This window comes from Pseudenterobacter timonensis (assembly GCF_900021175.1).
GTDB lineage: Bacteria > Pseudomonadota > Gammaproteobacteria > Enterobacterales > Enterobacteriaceae > Enterobacter > Enterobacter timonensis.
Genome location: NZ_FCOP01000007.1, coordinates 138285 through 162259 on the forward strand (window position 1 = coordinate 138285; position 23975 = coordinate 162259).

General features: G+C 55.8%; 26 protein-coding genes. 8 read left to right on the plus strand and 18 right to left on the minus strand.

The annotated features are described in order from the left end of the window. Positions 1 to 3: 3 nt before the first annotated feature. The 4 genes from trmH to gmk form a co-directional block, all read right to left on the minus strand. Positions 4 to 693 carry a tRNA (guanosine(18)-2'-O)-methyltransferase TrmH gene (gene trmH / locus BN3796_RS01665; RefSeq protein WP_061706711.1) on the minus strand — a complete coding sequence of 230 codons (690 nt, stop codon included), beginning with the start codon at positions 691 to 693 and terminating at the stop codon, positions 4 to 6. 101 nt (positions 694 to 794) lie between these two features. Further along, entirely contained in the window at positions 795 to 2903 is a 2109-nt protein-coding gene (gene spoT / locus BN3796_RS01670) for a bifunctional GTP diphosphokinase/guanosine-3',5'-bis pyrophosphate 3'-pyrophosphohydrolase (protein WP_061706712.1), read from the minus strand. Positions 2904 to 2921: 18 nt separating this feature from the next. Next, the gene (rpoZ, locus tag BN3796_RS01675) at positions 2922 to 3197 is read right to left on the minus strand and encodes a DNA-directed RNA polymerase subunit omega (protein ID WP_000135058.1); all 276 of its coding nucleotides are present in this window, start codon (positions 3195 to 3197) and stop codon (positions 2922 to 2924) included. Between the two features lie 53 nt (positions 3198 to 3250). Beyond that, on the minus strand, positions 3251 to 3874 hold the full coding sequence (gene gmk / locus BN3796_RS01680) for a guanylate kinase (RefSeq protein WP_061706713.1): 624 nt from the start codon (positions 3872 to 3874) through the stop codon (positions 3251 to 3253). Between the two features lie 250 nt (positions 3875 to 4124). On the opposite strand from gmk, the gene ligB reads away from it, so the two are divergent. Continuing rightward, positions 4125 to 5795: an NAD-dependent DNA ligase LigB gene (gene ligB, locus BN3796_RS01685; RefSeq protein ID WP_061706821.1), complete on the plus strand. Its 1671-nt coding sequence runs from the start codon at positions 4125 to 4127 to the stop codon at positions 5793 to 5795. A gap of 2 nt (positions 5796 to 5797) precedes the next feature. Here the strand turns inward: ligB and BN3796_RS01690 are convergent, their stop codons facing one another. Both BN3796_RS01690 and BN3796_RS01695 read right to left on the minus strand, forming a co-directional pair. After that, positions 5798 to 6415: a trimeric intracellular cation channel family protein gene (locus BN3796_RS01690; RefSeq protein ID WP_061706714.1), complete on the minus strand. Its 618-nt coding sequence runs from the start codon at positions 6413 to 6415 to the stop codon at positions 5798 to 5800. 208 nt (positions 6416 to 6623) lie between these two features. Then, positions 6624 to 7487, minus strand: a complete 864-nt coding sequence (locus tag BN3796_RS01695; protein WP_061706715.1) for a YicC/YloC family endoribonuclease — start codon at positions 7485 to 7487, stop codon at positions 6624 to 6626. A gap of 124 nt (positions 7488 to 7611) precedes the next feature. On the opposite strand from BN3796_RS01695, the gene rph reads away from it, so the two are divergent. Then, complete coding sequence (gene rph, locus BN3796_RS01700; RefSeq protein ID WP_061706716.1) at positions 7612 to 8328, plus strand: ribonuclease PH; 717 nt, start codon at positions 7612 to 7614, stop codon at positions 8326 to 8328. A gap of 65 nt (positions 8329 to 8393) precedes the next feature. After that, complete coding sequence (pyrE, locus tag BN3796_RS01705; RefSeq protein WP_061706717.1) at positions 8394 to 9035, plus strand: orotate phosphoribosyltransferase; 642 nt, start codon at positions 8394 to 8396, stop codon at positions 9033 to 9035. 82 nt (positions 9036 to 9117) lie between these two features. Here pyrE and slmA read toward each other — a convergent pair whose 3' ends face one another. The 3 genes from slmA to coaBC all read right to left on the minus strand — a co-directional run bounded on the left by slmA (position 9118) and on the right by coaBC (position 11480). Further along, complete coding sequence (gene slmA, locus BN3796_RS01710; RefSeq protein WP_061706718.1) at positions 9118 to 9714, minus strand: nucleoid occlusion factor SlmA; 597 nt, start codon at positions 9712 to 9714, stop codon at positions 9118 to 9120. A 118-nt stretch (positions 9715 to 9832) separates the two neighbouring features. Next, the gene (gene dut, locus BN3796_RS01715; protein ID WP_061706719.1) at positions 9833 to 10291 is read right to left on the minus strand and encodes a dUTP diphosphatase; all 459 of its coding nucleotides are present in this window, start codon (positions 10289 to 10291) and stop codon (positions 9833 to 9835) included. Then, entirely contained in the window at positions 10269 to 11480 is a 1212-nt protein-coding gene (gene coaBC / locus BN3796_RS01720; protein ID WP_148381745.1) for a bifunctional phosphopantothenoylcysteine decarboxylase/phosphopantothenate--cysteine ligase CoaBC, read from the minus strand. The genes dut and coaBC overlap by 23 nt, the downstream gene beginning before the upstream one ends. 170 nt (positions 11481 to 11650) lie before the next feature. Between coaBC and radC the strand changes: the two genes are divergently transcribed. The 4 genes from radC (at position 11651) to mutM (ending at position 13888) form a co-directional block, all read left to right on the plus strand. Further along, positions 11651 to 12316 (plus strand): RadC family protein, encoded by a 666-nt coding sequence (gene radC / locus BN3796_RS01725; protein ID WP_061706721.1) that lies wholly within the window; start codon positions 11651 to 11653, stop codon positions 12314 to 12316. Positions 12317 to 12582: 266 nt separating this feature from the next. Beyond that, on the plus strand, positions 12583 to 12819 hold the full coding sequence (rpmB, locus tag BN3796_RS01730; RefSeq protein WP_002436699.1) for a 50S ribosomal protein L28: 237 nt from the start codon (positions 12583 to 12585) through the stop codon (positions 12817 to 12819). Between the two features lie 22 nt (positions 12820 to 12841). Beyond that, positions 12842 to 13009, plus strand: coding sequence for a 50S ribosomal protein L33 (gene rpmG / locus BN3796_RS01735; RefSeq protein ID WP_003024094.1), 168 nt, complete (start codon positions 12842 to 12844; stop codon positions 13007 to 13009). Between the two features lie 69 nt (positions 13010 to 13078). Beyond that, complete coding sequence (mutM, locus tag BN3796_RS01740) at positions 13079 to 13888, plus strand: bifunctional DNA-formamidopyrimidine glycosylase/DNA-(apurinic or apyrimidinic site) lyase (RefSeq protein WP_061706722.1); 810 nt, start codon at positions 13079 to 13081, stop codon at positions 13886 to 13888. A 1-nt stretch (position 13889) separates the two neighbouring features. Here mutM and coaD read toward each other — a convergent pair whose 3' ends face one another. The 7 genes from coaD to rfaQ form a co-directional block, all read right to left on the minus strand. Continuing rightward, positions 13890 to 14369, minus strand: coding sequence for a pantetheine-phosphate adenylyltransferase (coaD, locus tag BN3796_RS01745; RefSeq protein ID WP_061706723.1), 480 nt, complete (start codon positions 14367 to 14369; stop codon positions 13890 to 13892). A gap of 3 nt (positions 14370 to 14372) precedes the next feature. Then, entirely contained in the window at positions 14373 to 15143 is a 771-nt protein-coding gene (locus BN3796_RS01750) for a glycosyltransferase family 2 protein (RefSeq protein ID WP_061706724.1), read from the minus strand. After that, on the minus strand, positions 15143 to 16417 hold the full coding sequence (gene waaA / locus BN3796_RS01755; protein WP_061706725.1) for a lipid IV(A) 3-deoxy-D-manno-octulosonic acid transferase: 1275 nt from the start codon (positions 16415 to 16417) through the stop codon (positions 15143 to 15145). Before waaA ends, BN3796_RS01750 begins: the two co-directional genes overlap by 1 nt. Positions 16418 to 16483: 66 nt before the next feature. Then, positions 16484 to 17482 (minus strand): glycosyltransferase, encoded by a 999-nt coding sequence (locus BN3796_RS01760; RefSeq protein ID WP_061706726.1) that lies wholly within the window; start codon positions 17480 to 17482, stop codon positions 16484 to 16486. A gap of 11 nt (positions 17483 to 17493) precedes the next feature. Further along, positions 17494 to 18594, minus strand: a complete 1101-nt coding sequence (locus tag BN3796_RS01765) for a glycosyltransferase (protein ID WP_061706727.1) — start codon at positions 18592 to 18594, stop codon at positions 17494 to 17496. A 2-nt stretch (positions 18595 to 18596) separates the two neighbouring features. Continuing rightward, positions 18597 to 19727 (minus strand): glycosyltransferase family 4 protein, encoded by a 1131-nt coding sequence (locus BN3796_RS01770; protein WP_061706728.1) that lies wholly within the window; start codon positions 19725 to 19727, stop codon positions 18597 to 18599. Further along, complete coding sequence (gene rfaQ / locus BN3796_RS01775) at positions 19724 to 20791, minus strand: putative lipopolysaccharide heptosyltransferase III (protein ID WP_073885043.1); 1068 nt, start codon at positions 20789 to 20791, stop codon at positions 19724 to 19726. Before rfaQ ends, BN3796_RS01770 begins: the two co-directional genes overlap by 4 nt. A 150-nt stretch (positions 20792 to 20941) precedes the next feature. Here rfaQ and BN3796_RS01780 point away from each other — a divergent pair, with 150 nt between their 5' ends. Next, on the plus strand, positions 20942 to 21904 hold the full coding sequence (locus BN3796_RS01780; protein ID WP_061706729.1) for a polysaccharide deacetylase family protein: 963 nt from the start codon (positions 20942 to 20944) through the stop codon (positions 21902 to 21904). Positions 21905 to 21918: 14 nt separating this feature from the next. Here BN3796_RS01780 and BN3796_RS01785 read toward each other — a convergent pair whose 3' ends face one another. Together BN3796_RS01785 and BN3796_RS01790 are read right to left on the minus strand one after the other, a co-directional pair. After that, entirely contained in the window at positions 21919 to 23082 is a 1164-nt protein-coding gene (locus BN3796_RS01785; protein WP_061706730.1) for an O-antigen ligase family protein, read from the minus strand. Then, a complete protein-coding gene (locus BN3796_RS01790; RefSeq protein WP_061706731.1) occupies positions 23069 to 23974 on the minus strand; it encodes a hypothetical protein in 906 nt (301 codons plus the stop codon). The genes BN3796_RS01785 and BN3796_RS01790 overlap by 14 nt, the downstream gene beginning before the upstream one ends. Position 23975: the final 1 nt, after the last annotated feature.

Below are 23975 nucleotides of genomic sequence, written 5' to 3' on the forward strand. Positions count from 1 at the left end.
GGGTTAACCTGCGTACTGCATGGTGGCCCACCACTGTGCATCGGCTTCGATTTCGCCCTGCGCGTTGACGTGGGGGTAGGGTAATTTTTTCTGCTTCGCCACGCGGGCCAGCACGGGATAGCCGCCTTCAAACAGCAGGCGCTGCTGCTCCTCTTCCGGCAGCATGCTGTTGCTGCGCTCGTACATCCCGGCGTTCTGCCGCTGGCGCTGCGCTTCGTAAAGGATCAGCGCGGAGGCGACGGAGACATTCAGCGACTGCACCATGCCGATCATCGGGATGATTATGTCGCGATCCGCCAGATCCAGCGCTTCCTGGGTGATCCCGGTTTTCTCCTGACCCATCAGAATGCAGGTCGGGCGGGTATAGTCAATTTCGCGAAAATCAACGGCCTTGTCGGAGAGATGGGTCGCCAGTACCTGCATACCGCGTCCTTTGAGATGCGAGACCGCTTCATGAATGGTTTTGTGCGTCTTTACAGTGACCCAGCTATTACTGCCTGCGGCGGTGGACGCCATGGTACGCATACGGTTACCGGGCCAGACGGCGTGGACTTCGTGCACGCCTACCGCGTCTGCGGTACGGACGATAGCCGAGACGTTATGAGGTTTATGGACCTGCTCCATGCAGACCGTCAGATCGGGCTGACGTCTGGCGAGCATCTCGCATATACGCGCATAACGCTGTGGATTCATAAATACTTTACCCTTCAAGTGGCCCCGACGTTGTTCCGGGGGCTCGGCCTGGCGGTAAGCCTCGCCCCTCGTGAACCGTGCGGATGCGTTTTTGTCTGCGGCTAGTTACGGTTACGGGTGACTTTAATCACGTCCGGCATCACGCGGATTTTACGCATAATATTTGCCAGATGTACGCGATCGCGGGCCGTCAGACGGATAAAGGCGCTGTAAACGCGGCCATCTTTCTCTTCCGTATTCAGGCTTTGAATGTTGGAGGTCGCCGTGTTAATCGCCGCCGTCAGGTTCGCCAGCGCGCCCTGATGGTTGAACATATCCACCTTGATTTCGGTGATAAATTCCTGCGCAGTCTCTTTATCCCACTCAACGGCCATAAACTTCTCTGGCTCTTTCTGGTAGCCGCGGATGTTACGACAGGATTCGTGGTGGATAACCAGACCTTTACCAGGGCTGACGTGGGCGATAATCGGGTCGCCCGGGATAGGACGGCAGCATTTGGCGAAGGTAATCAGTACGCCGTCCGCCCCTTTGATCGGCAAATGACCATGGCTCGAGGTCGGTTGCGCCGCAGTGCCTTCACCCTGCTGGAGGTTTTTCGCCACCACCACGCTCATGGCATTGCCCAGACCAATTTCGGCCAGCAGATCGTCAAGCGAGGCGAGCTTCATGCGCTCCAGCTCTTGCTGAATGTTTTCTGGCGGGATCTCCGTCAGCTTGCGGCTACCGCCCAGCGCATGGTTAAGCAGACGGCGCCCAAGGCTTACGGAGTCGTCGCGCTTGAGGTTTTTCAGCAGCTGACGGATTTTGGCGCGCGCCTTGGAGCTGACGACAAAGTTCAGCCACGCCGCGTTCGGACGGGCGCCCGGCGCGGTAATAATCTCCACCGTCTGGCCGCTGGCCAGCGGCTGCGAGAGCGGGTAAGGCTGCCTGTCGACGCGAGCGCCCACGCAGGCGTGACCGATATCGGTATGCACCGCATAGGCGAAGTCAACCGGCGTGGCGCCAGCGGGCAGTTCGACGATGCGCCCCTCTGGCGTGAAAACGTAAATCTCATCCGGGAAGAGATCGGATTTAACGCTTTCAATAAATTCAAACGAGCTACCGGCGCTCTGCTGCAGTTCCAGCAGGCTTTGCATCCAGCGCTGGGCGCGGATCTGCGCGGTAGTGCTGGTCTCGCCATGTTCTTTATAAGCCCAGTGCGCCGCGACACCCATCTCTGCCATCTGATCCATATCTTCCGTACGGATCTGAACCTCAACCGGCACGCCGTGCGGCCCAATCATGGAGGTATGCAGTGACTGATAGCCGTTCGCTTTCGGAATGGCGATGTAGTCTTTCATCCGCCCCGGACGTGGCTTATAGAGACTGTGCATCTGGCCCAGCACGCGGTAGCAGGTGTCGGCGTCATGAACAATCACGCGAAACGCGTAGATATCCATGATCGAGTGAAAACGCTGCTCTTTGAGCACCATTTTGCAGTAAATAGAGTACAGATGCTTTTCGCGACCGCTTACGCGGCAGGGGATCCCCGCTTCCTGTAAACGCCCTTCGATTTCAGAGAGGATTTTCTGGATCATCTCTTTACGGTTGCCGCGCGCCGCTTTCACCACCTCTTTAATCACCCGATAGCGATTCGGGTAAAGCGCTTCAAAACCCAGCTCTTCCAGCTCGGTTTTAATGTGATGAATACCTAAACGGTGCGCCAGAGGGCTATAGATTTCCAGGGTTTCGCGGGCAATACGGCGGCGTTTATCCGGGCGTAGCGAGCCCAGCGTGCGCATATTGTGGGTGCGGTCGGCAAGTTTGATGAGAATGACGCGGATATCCTGCACCATCGCCATAATCATCTTGCGAAAGTTTTCGGCCTGCGCCTCTTTCTTGTCGCGGAATTTCAGCTTATCAAGCTTAGAGACCCCTTCCACCAGCTCGGCAACGCTTTTGCCAAACAGCTGTTCCATATCCTGGTAGGTGGCGGGGGTATCTTCAATCACATCATGCAGCAGCGCGGCCATCAGCGTTTCGTAGTCGAGTTTCATCTCGGCCAGAATGCAGGCTACCGCCACCGGGTGCGTGATGTAGGGTTCACCGCTTGAACGTGCCTGGCCCTCGTGAGCGTCACGTGCAACGAGATAAGCCTGCCTGAGACGTTTGATCTGGTCTTCAGGCAGGTAGGTTTGAATCAGCTGATTCAGGCTTTCAAACAGATACAAGGGCGACCCGCTTTGTGATTAACGACGACCTTCAGCAATAGCGGTAACGGCTTGTAATTCAGCGGCTTCCTGCTCTTGCTGTTCCTGGCGCTCACGCACGTCGAGGATCTGGTTGTTGATCAGACCTTCTTCAATTTCGCGCAGCGCGATAACGGTGGTTTTATCGTTCTCTTCCGGAACCAGCGGATCCTTTCCGCCTACCTGCATCTGACGAGCGCGACGCGCGGCGACCAGTACCAGGTCAAAACGGTTACCAATTTTCTCTACAGCGTCCTGAACAGTTACGCGTGCCATACTTGAAATGCTCCACAGATGTTGATGGACTGGGCATGATACTGAAAGTGGGTTCAGTCTGCCAATAGTTTGGTGATTAATGCGTCATGTCGCTGCTTCTGGCGGCTCATACGCAGACGTTCGGCGCGAAGGATGGTTTTGAGATCGCTGAGCGCGGCATCAAAATCATCATTCACAATCAGGTAATCATACTCGGCGTAGTGGCTCATTTCTGCCACGGCCTGCGCCATACGTTTCGCGATCACCTCTTCGCTGTCCTGGCCGCGCCCACGCAGGCGGCGATCCAGTTCCTCTTTCGACGGCGGCAGAATAAAGATGCTGCGCGCCTGCGGCATTTTCGCGCGGATTTGCTGCGCTCCTTGCCAGTCGATATCCAGAAAGACGTTCACGCCAGTGGCGAGCACCTGCTCAATGGTTTCGCGGGAGGTACCGTAGTAGTTACCGAAAACTTCCGCATGTTCAAGGAACGCCTCTCTGCCAATCATCGCTTTGAACTCTTCATGATTAACAAAGAAATAGTGTTCACCGTGTACCTCACCCGGACGCGGCGCGCGCGTGGTGTGAGAAACAGAAACCTGCGTATCGTACAACGGTTGGGTTTTTAACAGCGCCTGAATCAGGCTGGATTTACCCGCGCCACTGGGGGCAGAAACAATATAAAGCGTGCCTTGAGCCATGAGAGTCTTTTGTATGTGTTAGCGTTAAAGTCCTACATACGGGCTTATTATACACGTCGCCGCTGTGTGACGTAGCCTTTGTCACACTTTTTCCTGGTGTTCCTTGAATTTTGCGTGCCGTTTTCCGGTTTTATCTCCTTTTTGTTGCAACAAAAACAAAGCGCTGAAGCGTGCTCGTAAAACGCACTTTTGCGGCTGGTTTGTGGCCGTGAGGCAGGGTATACCCTTCGCAAAACAGGGAGGGGGAATGATGGTGAGATGGATAAGCATGCTGCTGTTGTGCTTCAGCGGCGGGGCGATGGCCATTTGCCCGGTCTGGTCTCCGGCGAAAGCCGGGCAGGAGATGGCGGCGTTAAAGGCGCAGCTGGCCCGCTGGAATGACGACTACTGGAAGCAGGGCAGCAGCGAGGTGAGCGATGACGTTTACGACAGGCTTAGCGCCCGCTTAAAGCAGTGGCAGCGCTGTTTTCACGAAGAGACGCAGCAGGATGCCCTTTCCGCCCTCAGCGGGACGGTAAAACATCCTTTCGCCCATACCGGGGTACATAAAGTAGAAAACCAGCAGGAGCTTGGCCGCTGGATGGCGACTCAAAAGGATCTCTGGGTGCAGCCAAAGGTGGATGGCGTCGCGGTAACGCTGGTCTATAAAAACGGCAGGCTGGCGCAGGCGATTAGCCGGGGCGATGGCTTAAAGGGCGAAGAGTGGACGGCCCAGGCGCGGGCGATCCCCGCTATTCCGCAGACGCTGAGCGGGCCGCTTGCCAACAGCGTGCTGCAGGGGGAGCTTTTTCTGCTGCGTGACGGCCATATCCAGCAGCAGATGGGCGGGATGAATGCGCGTGCGAAGGTCGCAGGGGCGATGATGCGCGCGAACGATCGCGCTGCGCTGAAGCAGACCGGCATTTTTATCTGGGCCTGGCCGGACGGTCCCGGGACGATGAAATCCCGCCTTGCTGCCCTGGCAGAGGCGGGATTTACCCTGACGGCGCGCTATACCCTGCCGGTTAAAAGCGTGGCTGATGTCGACGCGCAGCGGACGGCCTGGTTTCGTACTGCACTGCCTTTCGCTACGGATGGCATCGTTATCCGCGCGTCTGCAGAGCCGCCTGGCGCGCAGTGGCTGCCGGGAGAAGGGCGATGGGTGGTGGCATGGAAGTACCTTCCGGCGGCCCAGGTTACCGAGGTGAAAGCCATTCACTTTACCGTCGGGCGCACCGGACGCGTCACCACGATCGCGCAGCTTGAGCCGCTTAAGCTCGATGATAAACGGGTACAGCGCGTGAATCTGGGTTCGGTCAACCGCTGGCGGAGGCTGGATATCGCTCCCGGCGATCAGGTGCTGATAAGCCTGGCGGGACAAGGCATTCCGCGGCTGGATAAGGTCGTATGGCGCAGCGTGGATCGCCGCAAACCGCAGCCGCCCTCAACGCACTATAACGGCTTAACCTGTTTTTACGCCTCCCCGGAGTGCATGGAGCAATTCTTTGCCCGCCTGACGTGGCTAAGCTCCCGGCAGGGGCTGGATATCGAAGGGATGGGCGAGTCGGGGTGGCGAACCCTTTATCAGGCGCACCGGTTTGAGCACATCTTCTCCTGGCTGCAGCTCACACAAGCGCAGCTTAACGCGACGCCGGGGATATCGGCAACGCATGGCGCTGCGTTATGGCACCAGTTTAACCTGGCACGAAAACAGCCTTTTATTCGCTGGATCGCGGCGATGGGAATACCTCTGACAAAAGCCACGATGAATACGGGCGTTGCGATGTCGTGGCGAGCGCTGAATCGGCGAAGTATTGCTGATTGGCAGGCCTTGCCGGGTACAGGTGAAAAAAAGGCACAGCAGATCGTTAATTGGCTGCATGCGCCTCCCGTTGATGGGCTGGCAAAGTGGCTGGCTGAGCAGCGCATCAACGGGTTTTGACGTTAATGCGCATTATGCTTGTAGTGAAAAACGGGCAGCCCTAGCTTCAGGCGCAATGCGAGCATACGCGCGGTAAAACCAAACAACAGCGTGGAGATGACCACCACTTCGTGATTGGTGACATAGTGCTGTAGGGCCACATAAAGCACCGCAGCGGCAAAGGAGATGCCGGCATACAGTTCCTTCTGGAAAACCAGCGGAATGCGTTTGCAAAACATATCACGCAGCACGCCGCCAAACACGCCCGTGATCACGGCCGCAATGGTGGCGATAATTGGGCCTTCGCCCATATCAAGAGCGATTTGTGCACCAATGATGGAAAAGACGATAAGCCCAAGCGCATCAAGCACCAGAAACAGACGACGCAGGTGAGGCATCACCGGAGCCATAATGGTAGTTAACACGGCAGCCGTCGCCACGATAACCACGTACTCAGGGTTTTTGACCCAGCCGAGCGGGTAATGCCCGAGCAGGATATCGCGCACGGACCCGCCACCGAGCGCGGTGGCTGTGGCAATTATGATTACGCCGAAGGTATCCATACGACGACGTCCGGCTGCAAGCGCGCCGGTCATGGCTTCTGCCGTAATGCCAATGAGATAGAGAATGTGAAGCAGCATAAGACCTCCGGAGTGAAGAGAGGGAGGTTAGCGATTTGTGCGGAAGATCACGATTGAGATTTTCTAAGGCGATGTGGTTTGCCCTATAAATATTTATCAATTTATTAGGAATAGGGTTGATATATGGCGGGGTGAAATGAAAAACTCATTCTGAGCAGATTAGAAAAAGTAATGGGTGGTGTGCAAGGCAGCACCACCCAGAAAGGGGTTACTCAATATTCTGGATCTGCTCGCGCATCTGCTCGATTAACACCTTCAGTTCAATCGCCGAATTGGTCACTTCCGCGTTGATTGACTTCGACGCCAGGGTGTTCGACTCGCGGTTAAACTCCTGCATCATAAAGTCGAGACGGCGGCCTACCGCTTCTTTCTTCTTGAGGATGTTGTAGGTTTCTTTAACGTGCGCTTCCAGACGGTCGAGCTCTTCAGCCACGTCGATACGCTGCGCCATCAGCACCAGCTCTTGTTCCAGACGGGTGTTTTCCAGCTGGACTTCCGCCTCTTCCAGTTTGGCGACAAGACGCTCACGCTGCCACTGCAGCACTTCTGGCATATGGGTACGAACTTTAGCGACTTCGGCGCTCACGCCTTCAAGGCGCTGTTCAATCATCGCTTTCAGTGCCTGGCCTTCGGTTTCGCGGGCGACGATAAAATCGTCCAGCGTTCCGTCGAGGGCGGTAAGGATTTCTGCGGCAATCGCATCCAGGTCCTGCTCGCCTGCGGCCATCACGCCGGGCCAGCGCAGAATATCCAGCGGATTGATCTCGCCTTCATCGCTCTGCATTTTGACCCAGTTCGCGGCGTTAACCAGCTGCTTCGCCAGTTTCTCATTAAGGATCAGCTCCCCTTGCGCGCTTGCGTCGGGTTCAAAACGCAGGTTGCATTCGATCTTCCCCCGCGTCAGACGGGCACGGATACGCTCGCGGACCACTGGCTCCAGACTACGGAACTGCTCCGGCATACGGAAATAGGTTTCCAGATAACGCTGGTTTACCGAGCGCATTTCCCAGGTTGCGCTGCCCCAGCTACCCTTGATTTCACGCCGGGCGTAGGCGGTCATACTGCGGATCATAGGTGTTCCCGTTTTTAAAGGAGAGATGGGGGGATTATAGCTTTCGCAGGCTTCTCAGGATAGGAATAAGCGCCCTTTATCCGTATAATGCGCAGCCACATTCGTTTCAAAGCCGGAGAATATCATGCGTCCAGCAGGTCGTAGCGCCAATCAGGTGCGTCCCGTTACCCTGACCCGTAACTATACCAAACACGCTGAAGGCTCCGTGCTGGTGGAATTTGGCGATACCAAAGTGCTCTGCACCGCCTCCATTGAAGAGGGCGTTCCGCGCTTTCTGAAGGGGCAGGGCCAGGGCTGGATCACCGCAGAATATGGCATGCTGCCGCGCGCTACCCATACCCGTAACGCGCGTGAAGCGGCGAAAGGCAAGCAGGGCGGGCGCACCATGGAAATTCAGCGCCTGATCGCGCGTGCGCTGCGCGCTGCGGTGGATCTGAAAGCGCTGGGAGAATTTACCATCACCCTCGACTGCGACGTGATCCAGGCGGACGGCGGCACCCGAACCGCCTCGATTAGCGGTGCCTGCGTGGCGCTGGCGGATGCGCTGAATAAACTGGTAGCGGCCGGCAAACTGAAAACCAACCCGATGAAAGGGATGGTCGCGGCGGTCTCCGTCGGTATCGTGAATGGCGAAGCGCTCTGCGATCTGGAATATGTCGAAGATTCTGCGGCAGAAACTGACATGAACGTGGTGATGACTGAAGACGGTCGCATCATTGAGGTGCAGGGCACGGCAGAAGGCGAGCCGTTCACTCACGAAGAATTGCTCACCTTGCTGGCGTTGGCCCGAGGGGGAATCGAATCTATTGTAGCGACGCAGAAAGCGGCGTTAGAAAACTAGTTTTTAAGGCGACTGAGAAGTCGCCTTTTTTTTGCCTTAAAGAGACAAAAGAAAGGAGCAAACCCATGAAACCGTATCAGCGCCAGTTTATTGAATTTGCGCTTAACAAGCAGGTACTGAAGTTTGGCGAATTTACGCTGAAATCCGGGCGTAAAAGCCCCTATTTCTTCAATGCCGGGCTGTTTAATACCGGGCGCGATCTGGCGTTGTTAGGCCGTTTCTATGCCGAAGCGCTGGTGGATTCAGGGATCGAGTTTGACCTGCTGTTTGGCCCGGCCTATAAGGGCATCCCGATCGCCACCACCACCGCGGTGGCGCTGGCGGAGCACCATGAACGCGATGTGCCCTACTGCTTTAACCGTAAAGAGGCGAAAGACCACGGCGAGGGCGGCAACCTGGTCGGCAGCGCGCTTGAAGGCCGGGTGATGCTGGTGGACGATGTGATTACTGCCGGTACCGCGATCCGCGAATCAATGGAGATTATCCAGGCGAACGGCGCTACCCTTGCGGGCGTGCTGATCTCGCTTGACCGCCAGGAGCGCGGACGCGGCGAGATCTCCGCCATTCAGGAAGTTGAGCAGGACTACGGCTGCAAAGTGATTTCTATTATCACCCTGAAAGATCTGATTGCTTATCTGGAAGAGAAGCCGGAAATGGCGGACCATCTGGCCTCGTTGCGCTCTTATCGGGAAGCGTTCGGCGTTTAATGTAAAAGCCCGGTGGCGCGCAGCGATCCGGGCCTACGGTCCTGTAGGCCGGATAAGGCGGAGCCGCCATCCGGCAATATCGTTACTGCAGCTGTGCCGCCACTAAAGGCCAGCGGGCGTCGAAATCGTCCGTGGGGCGATACTTAAACTCGCTGCGTACAAAGCGGGAGAGCACCCCTTCGCAGAAAGCCAGAATCTGGCTCGCCAGCAGCGTTTCGTCGGTATTATAGCCTTCGCCTTCCCGCATTCTCTTTTCGCGCAACACCTGACGCAGCTGCGCCTCAATGCGCTCAAAAAGCTGGTTAATCCGCCCCTGCAGCCGGTCTTGCTCAAACATCAGCGCATGACCAGTCAGGATGCGGGTCAGCCCCGGATTGCGTTCGCCAAACCCCAGAATCAGCTGAACAATCAGGCGAAGGCGCGTAGTGGTATCCTTTTCATCTTTCAGAATCAGGTTAATGCGCGTGATCAGGCTATCTTCAATAAACTCGATCAGGCTATCGAACATTTTGGTTTTGCTCGGAAAATGGCGGTAGAGCGCCGCTTCCGAAACGCCAACTGAGGCAGCCAGTTTCGCCGTAGTGATACGTTGACTGCCGTCGCTGGATTCAAGCATCAGAGCCAGAGATTGAAGTATTTCTTCGCGACGGTTCCGTTTCGCGGTTTGTTTTTCTGCCATGTTGCAAAATACCCCTGAAAATAAGCATTTGTCAGGCTGGCATCCACAGCGCGACCGCAAACAGAGGTTTGCGGTGATGTTATTGCATTATTGCGCGCTGGGATGCGTTGAATCGGGCTTAGCGACGCCCGGAATGGCCAAAGCCGCCTTCACCACGATCGGTGGCGTCGAACGCTTCCACCAGATTAAATTCAGCCTGTACGACAGGGACAAATACCATCTGCGCGATACGCTCGCCAGGCTCAATGGTAAAAGCAGTCTGCCCACGGTTCCAGACGGAGACCATCAGCTGACCCTGATAGTCAGAGTCAATAAGCCCTACCAGGTTACCCAGTACGATACCATGCTTATGACCCAGCCCGGAGCGCGGCAGGATCACCGCCGCCAGAGACGGGTCGGCGATGTGGATAGCCAGGCCGGTCGGCAGCAGCGTCGTTTCGCCCGGTGCCAGATCTACGGCGTCATCGAGGCAGGCGCGCAGGTCAAGTCCGGCAGAGCCGGAGGTGGCATAGGTAGGCAGCGGAAATTGCGTGCCTACGCGCGGGTCCAGAATCTTAACGTCGATTTTTTTCATCATAACGGGTAACGATCTCGTCCAGTAATTGTTGGCCCAGGAGTTCTTTGCGCTCAAGCGGTAAGACTTTATCTCCATCCTGCCAGAAAAGGTGCAGCGCATTGCTGTCGCTGTTAAATCCTTGCGTTGCCAGCGATACGTCGTTCGCGCAAATTAAATCGAGGTTTTTGCGGGTACGTTTTTGCCGCGCATATTCTTCCACATTATTCGTTTCTGCGGCAAACCCCACGACATAAGGGCGATTCGTTTTTAACGCGGCCACCCCCGCGACGATATCGGGGTTTTTGACCATTTTTATTGTTAATTCATCGCCTTGCTTTTTAATTTTGGACCCGGCGATGGTGTGCGCGCGGTAGTCCGCGACGGCGGCGCAGCCTACAAAAATATGCTGCGTCTGCGCGTGAGCCTGTACGGCGGCCTCCATCTCCAGCGCGGTGGTGACGTCGATCCGCTGAACGGACGGAGGCGTCGGCAGCGATACCGGGCCGCTGACCAGCGTGACGTTAGCGCCCCGTTTTGCCGCGGCGGCGGCAAGAGCAAAGCCCATTTTGCCGGAGCTGTGGTTCGTTATGTAGCGCACAGGATCCAGCGGTTCGCGCGTCGGTCCGGCGGTAATCATGATGTTCAGATGTTGCAGATCGTTGACAGGGGCGAAATGGGAGGCTGCCAGATCGACAATCGCAAGCGGGTCGAGCATTCGGCCTGGGCCGATATCGCCGCAGGCCTGGCTGCCACTGTCCGGCCCCCAGATCAGCAGACCGCGCGCGGCCAGCGTCTCCAGATTATGCCGGGTCGCCGCATTGCGGTACATCTGCTGGTTCATGGCCGGCACCACCGCCACCGGCGCTGGCGTGGCCAGGCAAATAGTGGAAACCAGGTCGTTAGCCATGCCCGCCGCGACGCGAGCGATCAAATCCGCGGTAGCCGGAGCGAGAATGACCAGATCGGCCCATTTCCCCAGCTCAATATGGCCCATTGCCGCCTCGGCTGCGGGATCGAGCAGGCTGTCGGATACCGGATATCCGGATACGGCCTGCAGACTCAGCGGAGTGATAAAAGCTTTACCGCCTTCGGTTATCGCCACACGCACCTCGGCCCCGCGATCGCGCAGTCGGCGGACCAGCTCCGGCGCTTTATAGGCTGCGATACCGCCGCTCACGCCCAGAACGATTTTTTTACCAGCCAGGCTCATCATGATTCTTTCCAGTTGGTTTCACCAGGACGGCCATTTTATCACATTACCCAAAACGGCGGCATGATGTGCGTGCGCGACTTTGCGAAGCGCTACGCAGGAAAAAGATGTGACGGTCGAAGCGCGCCGATGGCTGTGGCAGCATGGAGACCAGAAGGGAGGAGAAGGCGATGGAACAGGTGGAGCCCGCACTGCCGCGGGAAAAATTGCTTCAGTATGGCGTTCATTCACTCACCGACAGCGAGCTGCTGGCGATCTTTTTACGCACTGGCACGCCGGGCAAAAGCGTCTTTACGCTGTCGCAGGAGCTGTTGCGTCATTTTGGTTCGCTTTACGGCCTGCTGACGGCCGAACTGCCGGCGTTCCGGCACGTGGAGGGTATTGGGCTGGCGAAATATGCGCAGCTCAAAGCAATTGCCGAGCTGGCGCGTCGTTTTTATAACGTCCGCCTGGAGGAGGAGAGCGCGTTGCTCAGTCCGCAAATGACGCGGGAGTTTTTACAAAGCCAGCTGACCGACATGGAACGCGAGATCTTTATGGCGATCTTTCTCGACAACAAAAATCGGGTGCTCAAACACAGTCGCCTCTTTTCCGGCACCTTAAGCCACGTGGAGGTTCACCCGCGGGAAATTGTGCGCGAAGCGATAAAAGTGAATGCAGCCGCCGTGATCCTCGCGCATAATCACCCCTCTGGCTGCGCCGAACCGAGTAAAGCCGACAGAGACATTACCGAGCGCATCATCAAATGCTGTCAGGTCATGGATATTCGTGTGCTGGACCATCTGATAATTGGCCGCGGTGAGTATGTTTCTTTTGCAGAACATGGGTGGATTTAGAACAATTCAGGCGATCCTTCGGGATCTTTGTCTGTTCGGGACTTGAGCACATCGCTCAGTCAGCGTATACTACGCCACCTTTGAGAATCTCGGGTTTGGCATTTGGGCCTGGCAATCGAGAGTTCACTTAGACACGAAATCCTTCATGCTGCGTTAAGGCGGTTTGAAAGATGAGGTGTAGAACTGCGATGACCGGGCTGTAAAGCCTGACGAGGCGCCAATACCCCATACGAAGCTCGAGCTAATTTGATTTTTGGAGAATAGACATGTCCCGAGTCTGCCAAGTTACTGGCAAGCGTCCGGTGACCGGTAACAACCGTTCCCACGCACTGAACGCGACTAAACGCCGTTTCCTGCCGAACCTGCACTCTCACCGTTTCTGGGTTGAGAGCGAGAAGCGTTTTGTCACCCTGCGCGTATCTGCTAAAGGTATGCGTGTAATTGATAAGAAAGGCATCGATACAGTTCTGTCTGAACTGCGTGCCCGTGGCGAAAAGTACTAAGTACTTAAAGAGGAAATAAATCATGGCTAAAGGTATTCGTGAGAAGATCAAGCTGGTTTCTTCTGCTGGTACAGGTCACTTCTACACCACCACGAAGAACAAACGTACTAAGCCGGAAAAACTGGAACTGAAAAAGTTCGATCCAGTTGTCCGTCAGCACGTTTTATACAAAGAAGCTAAAATCAAATAATTTTAGTGGATTGTACGAAAACCTCGCTTCGGCGGGGTTTTTGCGTTTTCAGGCCCAGGAGAATGCGCTATGCCAGAATTACCAGAGGTTGAGACCAGCCGCCGCGGGATTGAGCCGCATCTGGTGGGTCACACCATTCTTCACGCTATCGTGCGTAACGGCCGTCTGCGCTGGCCGGTCTCCGATGAGATCCATGCGCTGAGCGACAAGCCCGTCCTTAGCGTGCAGCGTCGCGCCAAATATCTTCTGCTGGAGCTGCCGGACGGCTGGATAATCATCCATCTTGGCATGTCCGGCAGCCTGCGCATCCTGCCCGAAGAGCTGCCGCCCGAAAAGCATGACCATGTGGATCTGGTGATGAGCAACGGCAAGGTGCTGCGCTATACCGATCCGCGCCGCTTTGGCGCCTGGCTGTGGACCAAAGCGCTGGAGGGGCATAACGTACTGGCGCATCTGGGGCCGGAGCCGCTTTCCGACGCCTTTAGCGCAGCCTACCTGAAAGAACGCTGCGCGAAGAAGAAAACGGCGATTAAGCCCTGGCTGATGGATAACAGGCTGGTGGTGGGGGTTGGCAATATCTACGCCAGCGAATCGCTCTTTGCCGCCGGGATCCACCCCGATCGGCTGGCGTCATCGTTGTCGATGGAGGAGTGCGAGCTACTGGTGGAAGCCATTAAGGTCGTACTGCAACGCTCCATTGAGCAGGGCGGCACCACGCTGAAGGATTTTCTGCAGAGTGACGGTAAGCCAGGCTATTTTGCCCAGCAGTTGCAGGTTTACGGACGTAAAGGCGAACCCTGCCGGGTATGCGGCACGCCGATCGTGGCGGCAAAACATGCCCAGCGTGCGACCTTCTACTGCCGGCAGTGCCAGAAGTAAGTTACTTCAGTTTATCCATCAGCGCCTGGTGAACGTTCGCAGGCAGGAAGTGGGTCACATCTCCGGCGTGGCGCGCCACCTCTTTCACCAGCGTGGAAGAGATAAAAGACCACTCTTTGGAGGGCATCAGGAAGACGCTCTCCAGCTCCGGCATCAGGTGGCGATTCATATGCGCCAGCTGCATCTCATATTCGAAATCCGCCACCGCGCGCAGGCCGCGGATCAGGATGTTGGCCTGCTGCGCCCGGGCGAAGTTGGCCATCAGATCGCTAAAACCCACCACCTCAACGTTGGGCAGATGGGCAATCGCCGTGGAGGCAAGCGCAACGCGCTCGTTCAGGTCAAACATCGGCTTTTTACTGGGGCTGGCGGCAATCGCCAGAATCACCTTATCAAACATTCCCGCCGCGCGGGTGATGATATCTACGTGACCGTTAGTAATGGGGTCGAACGTTCCGGGATAGATCGCTTTTGTGCTCATGGCTCACGCTTTTTCTGAGTAGCCGCGGTTCAGCGCCCACAGCTCGGTATATTTATTAAAAGTATACTGGGCATTCACTACCGCCAGCAGCCAGCCCTGTTTTCCGTCAAGTACGCCGCCGCGCAGCAGCAATGTTTTCATAAAGGCCCCCAGCGTGTGGGTGAAGATGCCTGTAAGCGACACCTTCTTGCCGCGATGATGACGCTCCTGCGCCCAGGCGGTGGCGTAGTTGAGCTGTTTACGCTGGAAGCTGGCGAAATCCCGGCAGGTGAGGTGGCGCAGGTCACCCTTCAGCGCCACGACTTTCGCATTTTCACAGGCCAGCGATTCATGTACCCGGTTGGCGTTGTACTGGTAGCGCTCGCGCTCATACAGGCGCAGCACGCGGTCGGGATACCAGCCGCTGTGGCGCATAAAACGCCCGAGAAAATAGTTACGGCGGGCGATGCTGTAAACCACGCCAGGTTGCGGCGCCTGCAGCACCGCCTGAATCGCCTGCTGAAGCTCCGGCGTGACGCGCTCGTCGGTATCCAGCATCAGAATATAGTCACCGGTGGCGAAGGATTGCGCCCGCTGGCGCTGGATGCCGTAACCCTGCCAGTCGGTGTCGATATAGACTTTTGCCCCTGCCGCGCGAGCGATATCAATGGTGTTGTCTTCGCTGCCGGAGTCGAGAAGAATAATTTCGTCTGCCCAGGCGACGGAAGCGAGCGCCTGCGCAAGCAGATCGGCGCTGTTTAGGGCGATCAGGACGACCGACAGGCGTTTAGGCATTAATGACTCCGCTGCGGCAGATAAGGTTGCAGAAGCGTCAGCAGGCGGGTCAGGGCGCCCTGATTCTGGTGCAGGACCTCGACGGCGTGACGACCATACCAGAGGCGGTAATCTTCATCGGTAAGCAGGGTCGACACCTCTTTTACCACCGAATCGGCATCGGTTACGGTAATCAGGCCATCGGCCTCCTGCAGCCTCGCGCAGATATCCTTGAAGTTAAAGGTGTGCGGACCCATCAGCACCGGGATGGCGTGAGCCGCGGGCTCCAGCGGGTTATGGCCGCCGCGCTCTACCAGGCTGCCGCCGACGAAGGCGAGATCGGCGATGCCGTACAGCAGCATCAGCTCACCCATGGTATCGCCAATGACCACCTGCGTGCTGCCGGACGGGATCTCACCGGTGCTGCGCAGGGTATAGCTGAAGCCCGCCTTCTGAACCATTTCACGTGCGTCCCTGAAACGCTCCGGATGACGCGGCACCAGAATCAGCAGTAAATCGGGAAATTTCTCAAGCAGCTGGCGGTGCGCCTGTAAAATAATCTTCTCTTCGCCGTCGTGGGTGCTGGTGGCTATCCACACCTGTCGGCGCGGGGCCCACTGGCGACGCAGCGTGACCGCACGGGCGGCCAGCTCCGGAGTTACGGAGATATCAAACTTCAGGCTGCCGGTGACGGCGAGCTGATTACGTTTCAGGCCGAGGGCGATAAAGCGCGCAGCGTCCTCTTCATTCTGGGCCGCGATCAGGGTAATTTTACTGAGCAGACGGCGCATAAACTTGCCAAGCTTGCCGTAGCCCTTCGCCGAGCGCTCCGACAGGCGCGCATTGGCGATCACCAGCGGGATCTTGCGGGCGTGCAGGGCGGAAATCATATTCGGCCACAGCTCCGTTTCCATGACGATCACCAGTTTCGGGCGCACAGTCTCCAGGAAACGGCTCATGGCGCAGGGCAGGTCGTAAGGCAGATAGACGTGATGGACATCTTTGCCAAACGCGGACATGACCCGCTCGGAGCCGGTCGGCGTCATGGTGGTGACGGTAATCGGCAGCGAAGGGTAGCGGTGGCGCAGGGCGCGTACCAGCGGGATCGCCGCCAGCGTTTCGCCGACGGAGACGGAATGCAGCAATATACCGTCAGGCGCTACCTTGTTCTGGCAATAGCCATAGCGTTCAGCCCAGCGTTTACGGTAGGCAGGCGCTTTGCGGCTGCGGAGCAATAAACGCAGCCAGACCAGCGGCTGGATAAGGTAGAGCAGTGTGGTATAAAGCAATTCCAAGGGTTCTGTCCGTTTTTCTGTTTTGGCGGGCAAATTCTAAGCATTTAGCCTGCGTAAAGCTATCCCTTATGGCAGATACCTTTTAAGGCGGAAGTAGCGGCGGCCCAGTCGCCAGCGCAGGCGCGGACTTTTCGCGTTCTTCCAGATGAGTTTCCAGATCCCTTTTTCGAAAAACTCACGAATAATAGAGGCTTTCTTCGCGTCATCCTTCATATTGTCGAAAGTATGGATGATGCCCAGCCCCTCTTTGGCGATCTGCCAGTGGCAGGCGGGGATATTTTTTACTTTATCCGGGTAACGCTGGTTGATCGCCTCCAGCATCTGCAAAATCTTCATATAGTGACGCGCCGAGCGGATCAGCGTGTCGTCATTGTCCGGCATATGGGAAACCGATGCCGAATGGATGTAATAGTCGTAAAAACGCTCACTGGTGTACTGCACGCGTTCGGCGGCAAGCAGCACCTCGGTGGTCCAGGGGATATCCTGATGGCGCAGGCCTGGCTCAAAACGGAAGCCGTGCTGACGAATAAAGTCGTGACGGTAGATGTTGAGCCAGGTGACATGCAGGAACTTGCGTGAATCGAGCGCTTTTTTCAGCCAGACCGGCCCCGGCAGAACGTCGGTTGACTGCAGCTTATCCTCAGGGAAAATCGGGCGCGACGGCTTCTTGTTATTTTCCCAGACGTAGTTGCCGTTGCAGGTGGCGACATCCAGATTGCCCGCCAGCGCCATATCCAGCAGACGCTGGTACATGCCTGGTTTAAATTCATCATCAATATCGGGGAAAGAGAGATACTGACCGGTAGCGACCGCCAGACCGGTATTGCGGGCAACCGACACGCCCTGGTTCTCTTGTTCAATCACCTGCATCTGCGGCAGTTTTTCACGCCATTTTTCCACGATCTGCATGGAGTTATCGGAGGAGCCATCGTTAACGATGATGATCTCCATACTGTCGATATTCTGGCTGGCGAGGCAGGTAAAAAATGGGTCGAGAAATTTTTCACCGTTATAAACGGCGACCACCACGCTTAATAATGGCGCTCTGTTGTGCAACGTTTGCATAAGAAACCTGATTACTTTTGGTTGTCAGCCAGCGCAACATACTGCTGGCAAATCGCGTTGATACCGTATGAGGCGATAGTATCACTGTCGACGACGGGGGGATTGTGATAGATGTCAGCCAGCGTTTTCGCCAGCGCCTCGTCATTGACGTCGGAAAGGCCGCGAGCCAGCGGGCCGGTCAGGATTTCCGCCGGGCCGCCGGGGCAGTTGGTGCTCACCGGCGGTGTGCGGCAGATGATCGCCTCCACCAGCACATTGCCAAACCCTTCACAGTCTGAACTGAGCACTAACAGGCGTGCGCCCTTGATCCACGGGTAGGGGTTGGCGTCAAAGGGGCGAAAAATAACGTTTTGTTCAATACCTAACGAGGCGGCCAGCTGCTTCAGCTGCCGGATCCGGCCATCGGAGCCGTTGCCCATCATCACCAGCTTCGCATCAATCTTGCTCATGGCGTAGGCGCGCAGCAGGCGGTCGTGCCGTTTATGCTCATGAAAACGGCCCACGTGGATGAGGTAATTTTCATGCTGGAGCTCAAACGGTTCTTCGGCCTGACGCTGGATCGCAGGGATATCAAACGGGTTATGGATCACCGCCTGGTTTCGCAACGGGATATTCAGCGTCCTGGCCAGATCGCTCAATACGGCGCCGGAGACGGCCACCACGTTGCGGTTTTCATAGGTACGGCGAATTTTACGGTGCTTAAACCAGCGGGAAATCCCGCGGCGGTGGCGCAGATAGGCAAACGAAAACATCCCGTGCACGCAGAACCAGACTTTATCCCGGTCCAGCACGCGGCTGTGGGCCACGATACGGTCGGTTTTATGTAAATGGGAGAAAACAATATCGAACTTGCCGCTGCGTTCTGCCTGCTGAATGGCGCGATCCAGAAGCTGCGCCCGGCGCGGGATTTCGGTGAGCTTTCGCCACGGTTTTTTGCACTTGTCCTGGATGACCTGAAAATCAATGCCTTCTGGAATGGCGTAGTCGCACACTCTCCTCAGGGAGAAGAGGGAGACCTGATGACCCATTTCCATCAATCCGGCGGAGAGCGTAAGAACGGTTTTTTCCGCTCCGCCACCGGGTAAACCATCAATAATCATTAGGATGCGCATCATTAATCCAGGAATTTTTGATAAAGCGAAATAAGCTGGTTCGACAGCTTTTCAGGCGTTGCGTCCCGGACTCTGTCACGGGCCGCCATCCCCATATCGTTATTTTTTTCCAGTAACGGTATTGCCATCACCGCCTCCCTTAGCCTGCTGATATCAAGCGCATCACAGAAAAAGCCGTTGCGTCCCTGTTCGATAAATTCCGCGCCGCCGCAACTATCGGAGGTGACGATCGGCAGACCGCAGGCCATCGCTTCCAGAATTACGTTTGGAAACGGATCGTACAGCGTGGGCAGCAGCAGGCCATCAGATAGCTGGTAAAACGGCAGCGTCTCTTTCTGCATCCCCAGAAATCGGATTTGTCCGTCACATCCGAGGGTGCGGGCCAGCTCGCGATAGCGCTTTTCCGCTTTATCCTGACCTACAACGATCAGGTGAGCCGGGGTGCCCGCGATCGCCTGAATCGCGCCGGCAAGCCCTTTACGCTCGAAGCCGGAGCCTACAAAACAGAGCACTACCCCCTCCGCCGGCAGGCTTAACGACTGGCGAAGCATGGCTCGCTGAGCGCCGGTTGCCGGAACGAAGCGGCTGGAATCAATTGAATTATAAATCACATGTATCTTTTTTGCGTCGACGGCGAAGTCTTCAACGATCTCTCTTTTGATCATTTCGGCATTACAAATCACCGCCTTAAGCTCCGGCGCCTGATACATTTCCCGCTCGGCGCTCATCACGTAGCGGTGATAGCGGTCATGCATCAGCATCTGCGCGCGCCAGCCTGGCAGAATGCGCGTGCGCTGCAACAGCCAGCGGCGATGCACGCCGTCGCCGGCGCGGTAGATATCGCAGCCCGGAATGCGCTCGTGGCTCTGCACAATATCAAACTGCTGCGCCTGCCAGAGGCCGCGGGCGGCGCGGGCAAAGCCGCGTTCGCGGCTGATGCGCCCCCATTTTCGTGGGTCGCAGATATGAATATGCCAGTCGTTCTGTTTTTCCCCCTGCCATTCACGGGTGATGACGTTCAGCTCAAGGTTCTGATTGCTCAGCGCGGTGAGCGCCCGGGAGACAAAACGTTCGGCTCCGCCGTCCGGACGATACTTTTGGCGCACGATGGCCAGACGATGGCACCGGGTCACAGGTATCTCCTTGCGGCTGCCACCACGGCGTCCACCGGGATCGCATCGAGATAGCGCTCTTTGGTATGGGTATCGACGGCGTCAGGATCGGGAAGCGGGCCGTAATCGCCCGCCCAGATCACTTCGCCGTTCACCTGCCACGGGGACCAGAATGTGAGCTTCGATGGGCCGAAGAGCGCCACGCAGGGGGTTTGCAGCGCCGCCGCCATATGCATGGGCACGGAATCGACGCCAATAAAGAGCCGGGCATGGTCAATCAGCGCGGCGAGCTGGCGCAGCGTCAGTTCACCTGCCAGCGAGACAACGCCGTCATGCGGCGAGGCGGCAAGAATACGATCAATCATCGCCAGCTCTTTTTTATCCGGCCCGGCGGTGAGAACCACGGTGTGACCATCCTGACGGAGCGCGGCGATGGTCTGCGCCATTTTCTCCTCATCCCAGCACTTGAAGAACCAGCGTGACGTGGGTTGAATTACGACGTAATGATCGTCCACCCCTCTGGCAGAGAGTTTTTCCCGGGCCGTTTGCCAGTCCTGCGCGCTGTAGCTCATGGTGACAACAGGCAAAGGGGGGACCGGCAATGGTGCAAGGATAGAGAGGTTCTGTTCGACGGTGTGCAACGTTTTGTGGTTGGTCACCGGGACGAGCTGCGTGTGGCAGAAGCGCCAGAATGCGCTGTCGCGTTTGTTAAAGGCGAAGCCGAGACGAACGGGGGCGCCAGTGAAGCGGGTCACGAAAGCGCTGCGCCATTGGTCGGCGAGGTTAATCACCAGATGGTAGTGCTGCGCACGCAGCGTCTTCAGAAGCTGCCACTCTTTTTGCAGATGTTTGCGTGTGCCAAGCTGTTTCCACTTGCGGTCGATGCCGTAGATTTTGCCGATCGCCGGGTGGGCGGCCAGCATGTCGCGCGTCTCTTCATACAGCAGCATATCAATCTGCGCATCGGGCCACCGCTGGCGTAACGAGTTAATGACCGGCGTAGTCAGCAACATGTCGCCATGATGACGAAGTTTGATAAGTAAAATGCGTAAATGTGGCGTATTAAGGTGGTTATTCATCATCATCTTATCGGCTGCAATCTATTGATGATTCTAATAGACCTGCCAGCGACTTGCACTCTTTCTCCATAATGTTTGGAATTTATCTGTAAGGGTTTACTCCCCGTCAGGAGAGTGCGTAACATAGCGCTAACTTTTATGTCTGGCGGGTAAACTATGACCAAACCGGCGTTTATCATCACGATTGATACAGAAGGCGATAATCTCTGGCAAAACCATCGTGAAATCAAAACGGAAAATGCGCGCTACCTCAGCCGTTTCCAGTCCCTGTGCGAGCGATTTGGTTTCAAACCCGTCTGGCTGACTAACTATGAAATGGCGACCGAGCCGGTATTTATTGAATTTGCGAAGGACGTGATTGCCCGCAGGCAGGGGGAGGTGGGCATGCACCTGCACGCCTGGAACAGCCCGCCGGAGCACGATCTGACCGGCGATGACTGGCGCTGGCAGCCCTATCTGATTGAGTATTCAGACGAGGTGATGCGCGAAAAGGTGTTCTATATGACGCGCCTGCTGGAAGAGACGTTCCAGACCAAAATGGTGAGCCATCGCGCCGGACGCTGGGCGTTCGACAGCCGTTACGCCAGACTGCTGATTGAGCTGGGTTATCAGGTGGATTGTTCCGTCACGCCGCGCGTGAACTGGCGCAATGCGAAGGGGGCCCCGCAGGGCAACGGCGGTACTGACTATCAGCATTTCCCTGACCGTGCCTATTTTATGGATGTGGATGAGATTTCGAAGCCGGGCAACAGCCCGCTGCTGGAAGTGCCGATGAGCATTCAGTATAAACATCCCGCATGGCTGAATGCGGTGAAGCAGGGATACGATCGCCTGCGCGGTAAATACCGTTCTCCCTCCGTTAACTGGCTGCGCCCGTCCGGCGGCAACGCGCAGCAGATGATCGGTGTGGCGCAGCAATGCCTGGCCCGGGGCAACGATTATGTGGAGTTTATGCTGCACTCCTCGGAATTTATGCCCGGCGGCAGCCCGACCTTTAAAGATGAGGCGGCTATCGACGGGTTATATCAGGATCTGGAACAACTCTTTAGCTGGCTGGCCGATAAAACGCAGGGAATGACGCTGGCGGAGTTCTACCAGTATAAAAAAGGCGCCGCATAACCGGCGCCTGTCAGCTATTTTTGCAGCACGTTTTTTACCGGCGTGCTGAAGACAATCGCCAGCGGGATCCAGAAGAGTACCCAGTATTCCCGCGGATTGCTGATAACGAACATCCCCTGCGTCGAGTAAAAGACCAGCGCGAAAACCAGTACCGCAACTTCGGCCTTATGATCTGCCGCGAGGTGGCGCAGGCACTGCCTGAAGGCATAAACGATCATTGCTAAAAAGAGCGCCAGCCCAATCAATCCACCCTTCAGGAACACACCAAAATAGAGGCTGTGGGTGGTGGTGACATGCTGTTTAAAGCCGTTAACAAACGAAAGCTCTTTATTAAAGCCCCAGCCGAAAAAGAGTCGCTCTTTAGCAACTTCAAAGGCGTGCTGCCAGATACCCAAGCGTACGGAGCCTGCTCGCGTAGAATCTTCGGCTCGTCTTAATATCATTTCAAAAAAGCCGCTATAGTACAGGCCGATCCCAATAATCAGCACTAGTGCCAGTGACATAAAGGCCAATTTACTGTTCCATTTCGGTTTAACACAGCATACTAAACCAACTGATACCAGTAACGCTAAAAGCGGACCACGACTCTGCGTTAACAGTAAACCGACCAGCAACAACGGTGCCGGCAGATAAAACCAGAAGTTACGTGTTTCACGCACCAGAATTGCGCTTAGTATGATGCCCAACGCCATATAGCCGCCAAGGTCGATAACATTATCAGGGGCATAAGGGAATGCTCCGTTTAAGCGGTTAAAAAGCAAGCGAGTTTTATCGATATAAATTAAAGTCAGAAGCGTAAGCGCAATAATACCGAAATAAGCGGCACCGATAATATATCGCTTTTTATTTTCCAGCTCGCACTGCCGGTATAAGCAGAAAAAAATGAAAATGTAAAAAGAGTGGCTGAGTGCTGAGCTTAAATGTGACGTTTCGGCCCAAAGATTAGAGAGAGAAAAGTAGAGTAAAAAGGCGACCAGTAACCCCAGTGCGGGTAAAAATTCCTTATCGTTAAGAAAACGCTCCCGGACATCTTTTGCAACCGCCATGGTGATAAGAAACAGTATCAGCGCAAGGTGAAAAAAGAGATTAACCCGGGAAACGCCGCAAAATACCATGCTCAAAAACATGAAAGCCGCAAACGGGTAAAAAGTGGCACGCTGTAATTTACTTGAATACATCCGTAAAATCCTTTCTGGTAAACACAGTAGATGGTATCGCACTCTCGGTGGAGAGATTCACTACCTCGATTTGTGCAGAAGAGAAAAGCTCGCTTGCCAGAGTCAGGGCAGGCAGCACGATATCCTGTACTTTATCTTCAAGAAACGAAGGCAGCATCGTTGCGCTGTTCTCATAAAATCGCGGCTGAGAAAAATGGGTCATATCTAAACCGGCGATATAAATTTTCGAAAACCCCAAAAAATATAATACCTGCAACGCCCAGTACACCACCGTACCTGCATCCACCACGCCGCGGCGTACGTCCAGGCTAAAGGCGGTATTTGGATCGGTTTTTGAAAAAACAATCTGCGGATTGTCTTTAAAAACCTGGCGAAGCTCGTGGCGCTGCAGAGAAGGTTTATACGTTTCGTAGCAGATATCTTCAATAATCACGAGCCGGCAGCGGATATTTTCATACGAAAAACGGTTTATCAGCTTCACTACACCCATCACGGTCGTGAAAAAAATAAGCTTTTTATTGCTGATAATCCGCTTAAGCAGGGCCGTTTGCCGGTCGATGAAGGTCATATCGACCACGAAATAGAGGCTAAAATTGAGCACGCCGTGCAGATGCCATGCCCCGTTCACCCCTGCCCGCGTGACGGAGGGGGGCAGCGCGCTAAAATCGATTTTTTTGATCGAGGGGCCGGTCGCGGCGAGCAGTATCTCTCCGCTATATTTCTCTTTCAGCGAGGAGAGGGAGGTGAGCGCTACCGGCTGACCTTTATAGCTGAGCGCCGTGATTTCTCCCTGTTCATTGCGCTTAATCTTAACAAAAGGCCAAAGATTTTCATTGTGGCGCATATTTCTTTTATGAGTGTAACGATACAGCTGCTTGGTAAGCGTTCCCATC

Bases quoted from the DNA above. Each gene is read 5' to 3' on its own strand.
- pyrE (WP_061706717.1), top strand. From the start codon at position 8,394: ATGAAACCGTATCAGCGCCAGTTTATTGAATTTGCGCTTAACAAGCAG.
- BN3796_RS01785 (WP_061706730.1), bottom strand. From the start codon at position 23,082: ATGTATTCAAGTAAATTACAGCGTGCCACTTTTTACCCGTTTGCGGCT.
- rph (WP_061706716.1), top strand. From the start codon at position 7,612: ATGCGTCCAGCAGGTCGTAGCGCCAATCAGGTGCGTCCCGTTACCCTG.
- BN3796_RS01765 (WP_061706727.1), bottom strand. From the start codon at position 18,594: ATGCGCATCCTAATGATTATTGATGGTTTACCCGGTGGCGGAGCGGAA.
- slmA (WP_061706718.1), bottom strand. From the start codon at position 9,714: ATGGCAGAAAAACAAACCGCGAAACGGAACCGTCGCGAAGAAATACTT.
- coaD (WP_061706723.1), bottom strand. From the start codon at position 14,369: ATGAGCACAAAAGCGATCTATCCCGGAACGTTCGACCCCATTACTAAC.
- radC (WP_061706721.1), top strand. From the start codon at position 11,651: ATGGAACAGGTGGAGCCCGCACTGCCGCGGGAAAAATTGCTTCAGTAT.
- BN3796_RS01695 (WP_061706715.1), bottom strand. From the start codon at position 7,487: ATGATCCGCAGTATGACCGCCTACGCCCGGCGTGAAATCAAGGGTAGC.
- rpmG (WP_003024094.1), top strand. From the start codon at position 12,842: ATGGCTAAAGGTATTCGTGAGAAGATCAAGCTGGTTTCTTCTGCTGGT.
- trmH (WP_061706711.1), bottom strand. From the start codon at position 693: ATGAATCCACAGCGTTATGCGCGTATATGCGAGATGCTCGCCAGACGT.
- BN3796_RS01750 (WP_061706724.1), bottom strand. From the start codon at position 15,143: ATGCCTAAACGCCTGTCGGTCGTCCTGATCGCCCTAAACAGCGCCGAT.
- mutM (WP_061706722.1), top strand. From the start codon at position 13,079: ATGCCAGAATTACCAGAGGTTGAGACCAGCCGCCGCGGGATTGAGCCG.
- dut (WP_061706719.1), bottom strand. From the start codon at position 10,291: ATGATGAAAAAAATCGACGTTAAGATTCTGGACCCGCGCGTAGGCACG.
- BN3796_RS01690 (WP_061706714.1), bottom strand. From the start codon at position 6,415: ATGCTGCTTCACATTCTCTATCTCATTGGCATTACGGCAGAAGCCATG.
- rfaQ (WP_073885043.1), bottom strand. From the start codon at position 20,791: ATGATGATGAATAACCACCTTAATACGCCACATTTACGCATTTTACTT.
- rpoZ (WP_000135058.1), bottom strand. From the start codon at position 3,197: ATGGCACGCGTAACTGTTCAGGACGCTGTAGAGAAAATTGGTAACCGT.
- ligB (WP_061706821.1), top strand. From the start codon at position 4,125: ATGGTGAGATGGATAAGCATGCTGCTGTTGTGCTTCAGCGGCGGGGCG.
- rpmB (WP_002436699.1), top strand. From the start codon at position 12,583: ATGTCCCGAGTCTGCCAAGTTACTGGCAAGCGTCCGGTGACCGGTAAC.
- coaBC (WP_148381745.1), bottom strand. From the start codon at position 11,480: ATGAGCCTGGCTGGTAAAAAAATCGTTCTGGGCGTGAGCGGCGGTATC.
- BN3796_RS01780 (WP_061706729.1), top strand. From the start codon at position 20,942: ATGACCAAACCGGCGTTTATCATCACGATTGATACAGAAGGCGATAAT.
- BN3796_RS01790 (WP_061706731.1), bottom strand. From the start codon at position 23,974: ATGGGAACGCTTACCAAGCAGCTGTATCGTTACACTCATAAAAGAAAT.
- gmk (WP_061706713.1), bottom strand. From the start codon at position 3,874: ATGGCTCAAGGCACGCTTTATATTGTTTCTGCCCCCAGTGGCGCGGGT.
- BN3796_RS01760 (WP_061706726.1), bottom strand. From the start codon at position 17,482: ATGCAAACGTTGCACAACAGAGCGCCATTATTAAGCGTGGTGGTCGCC.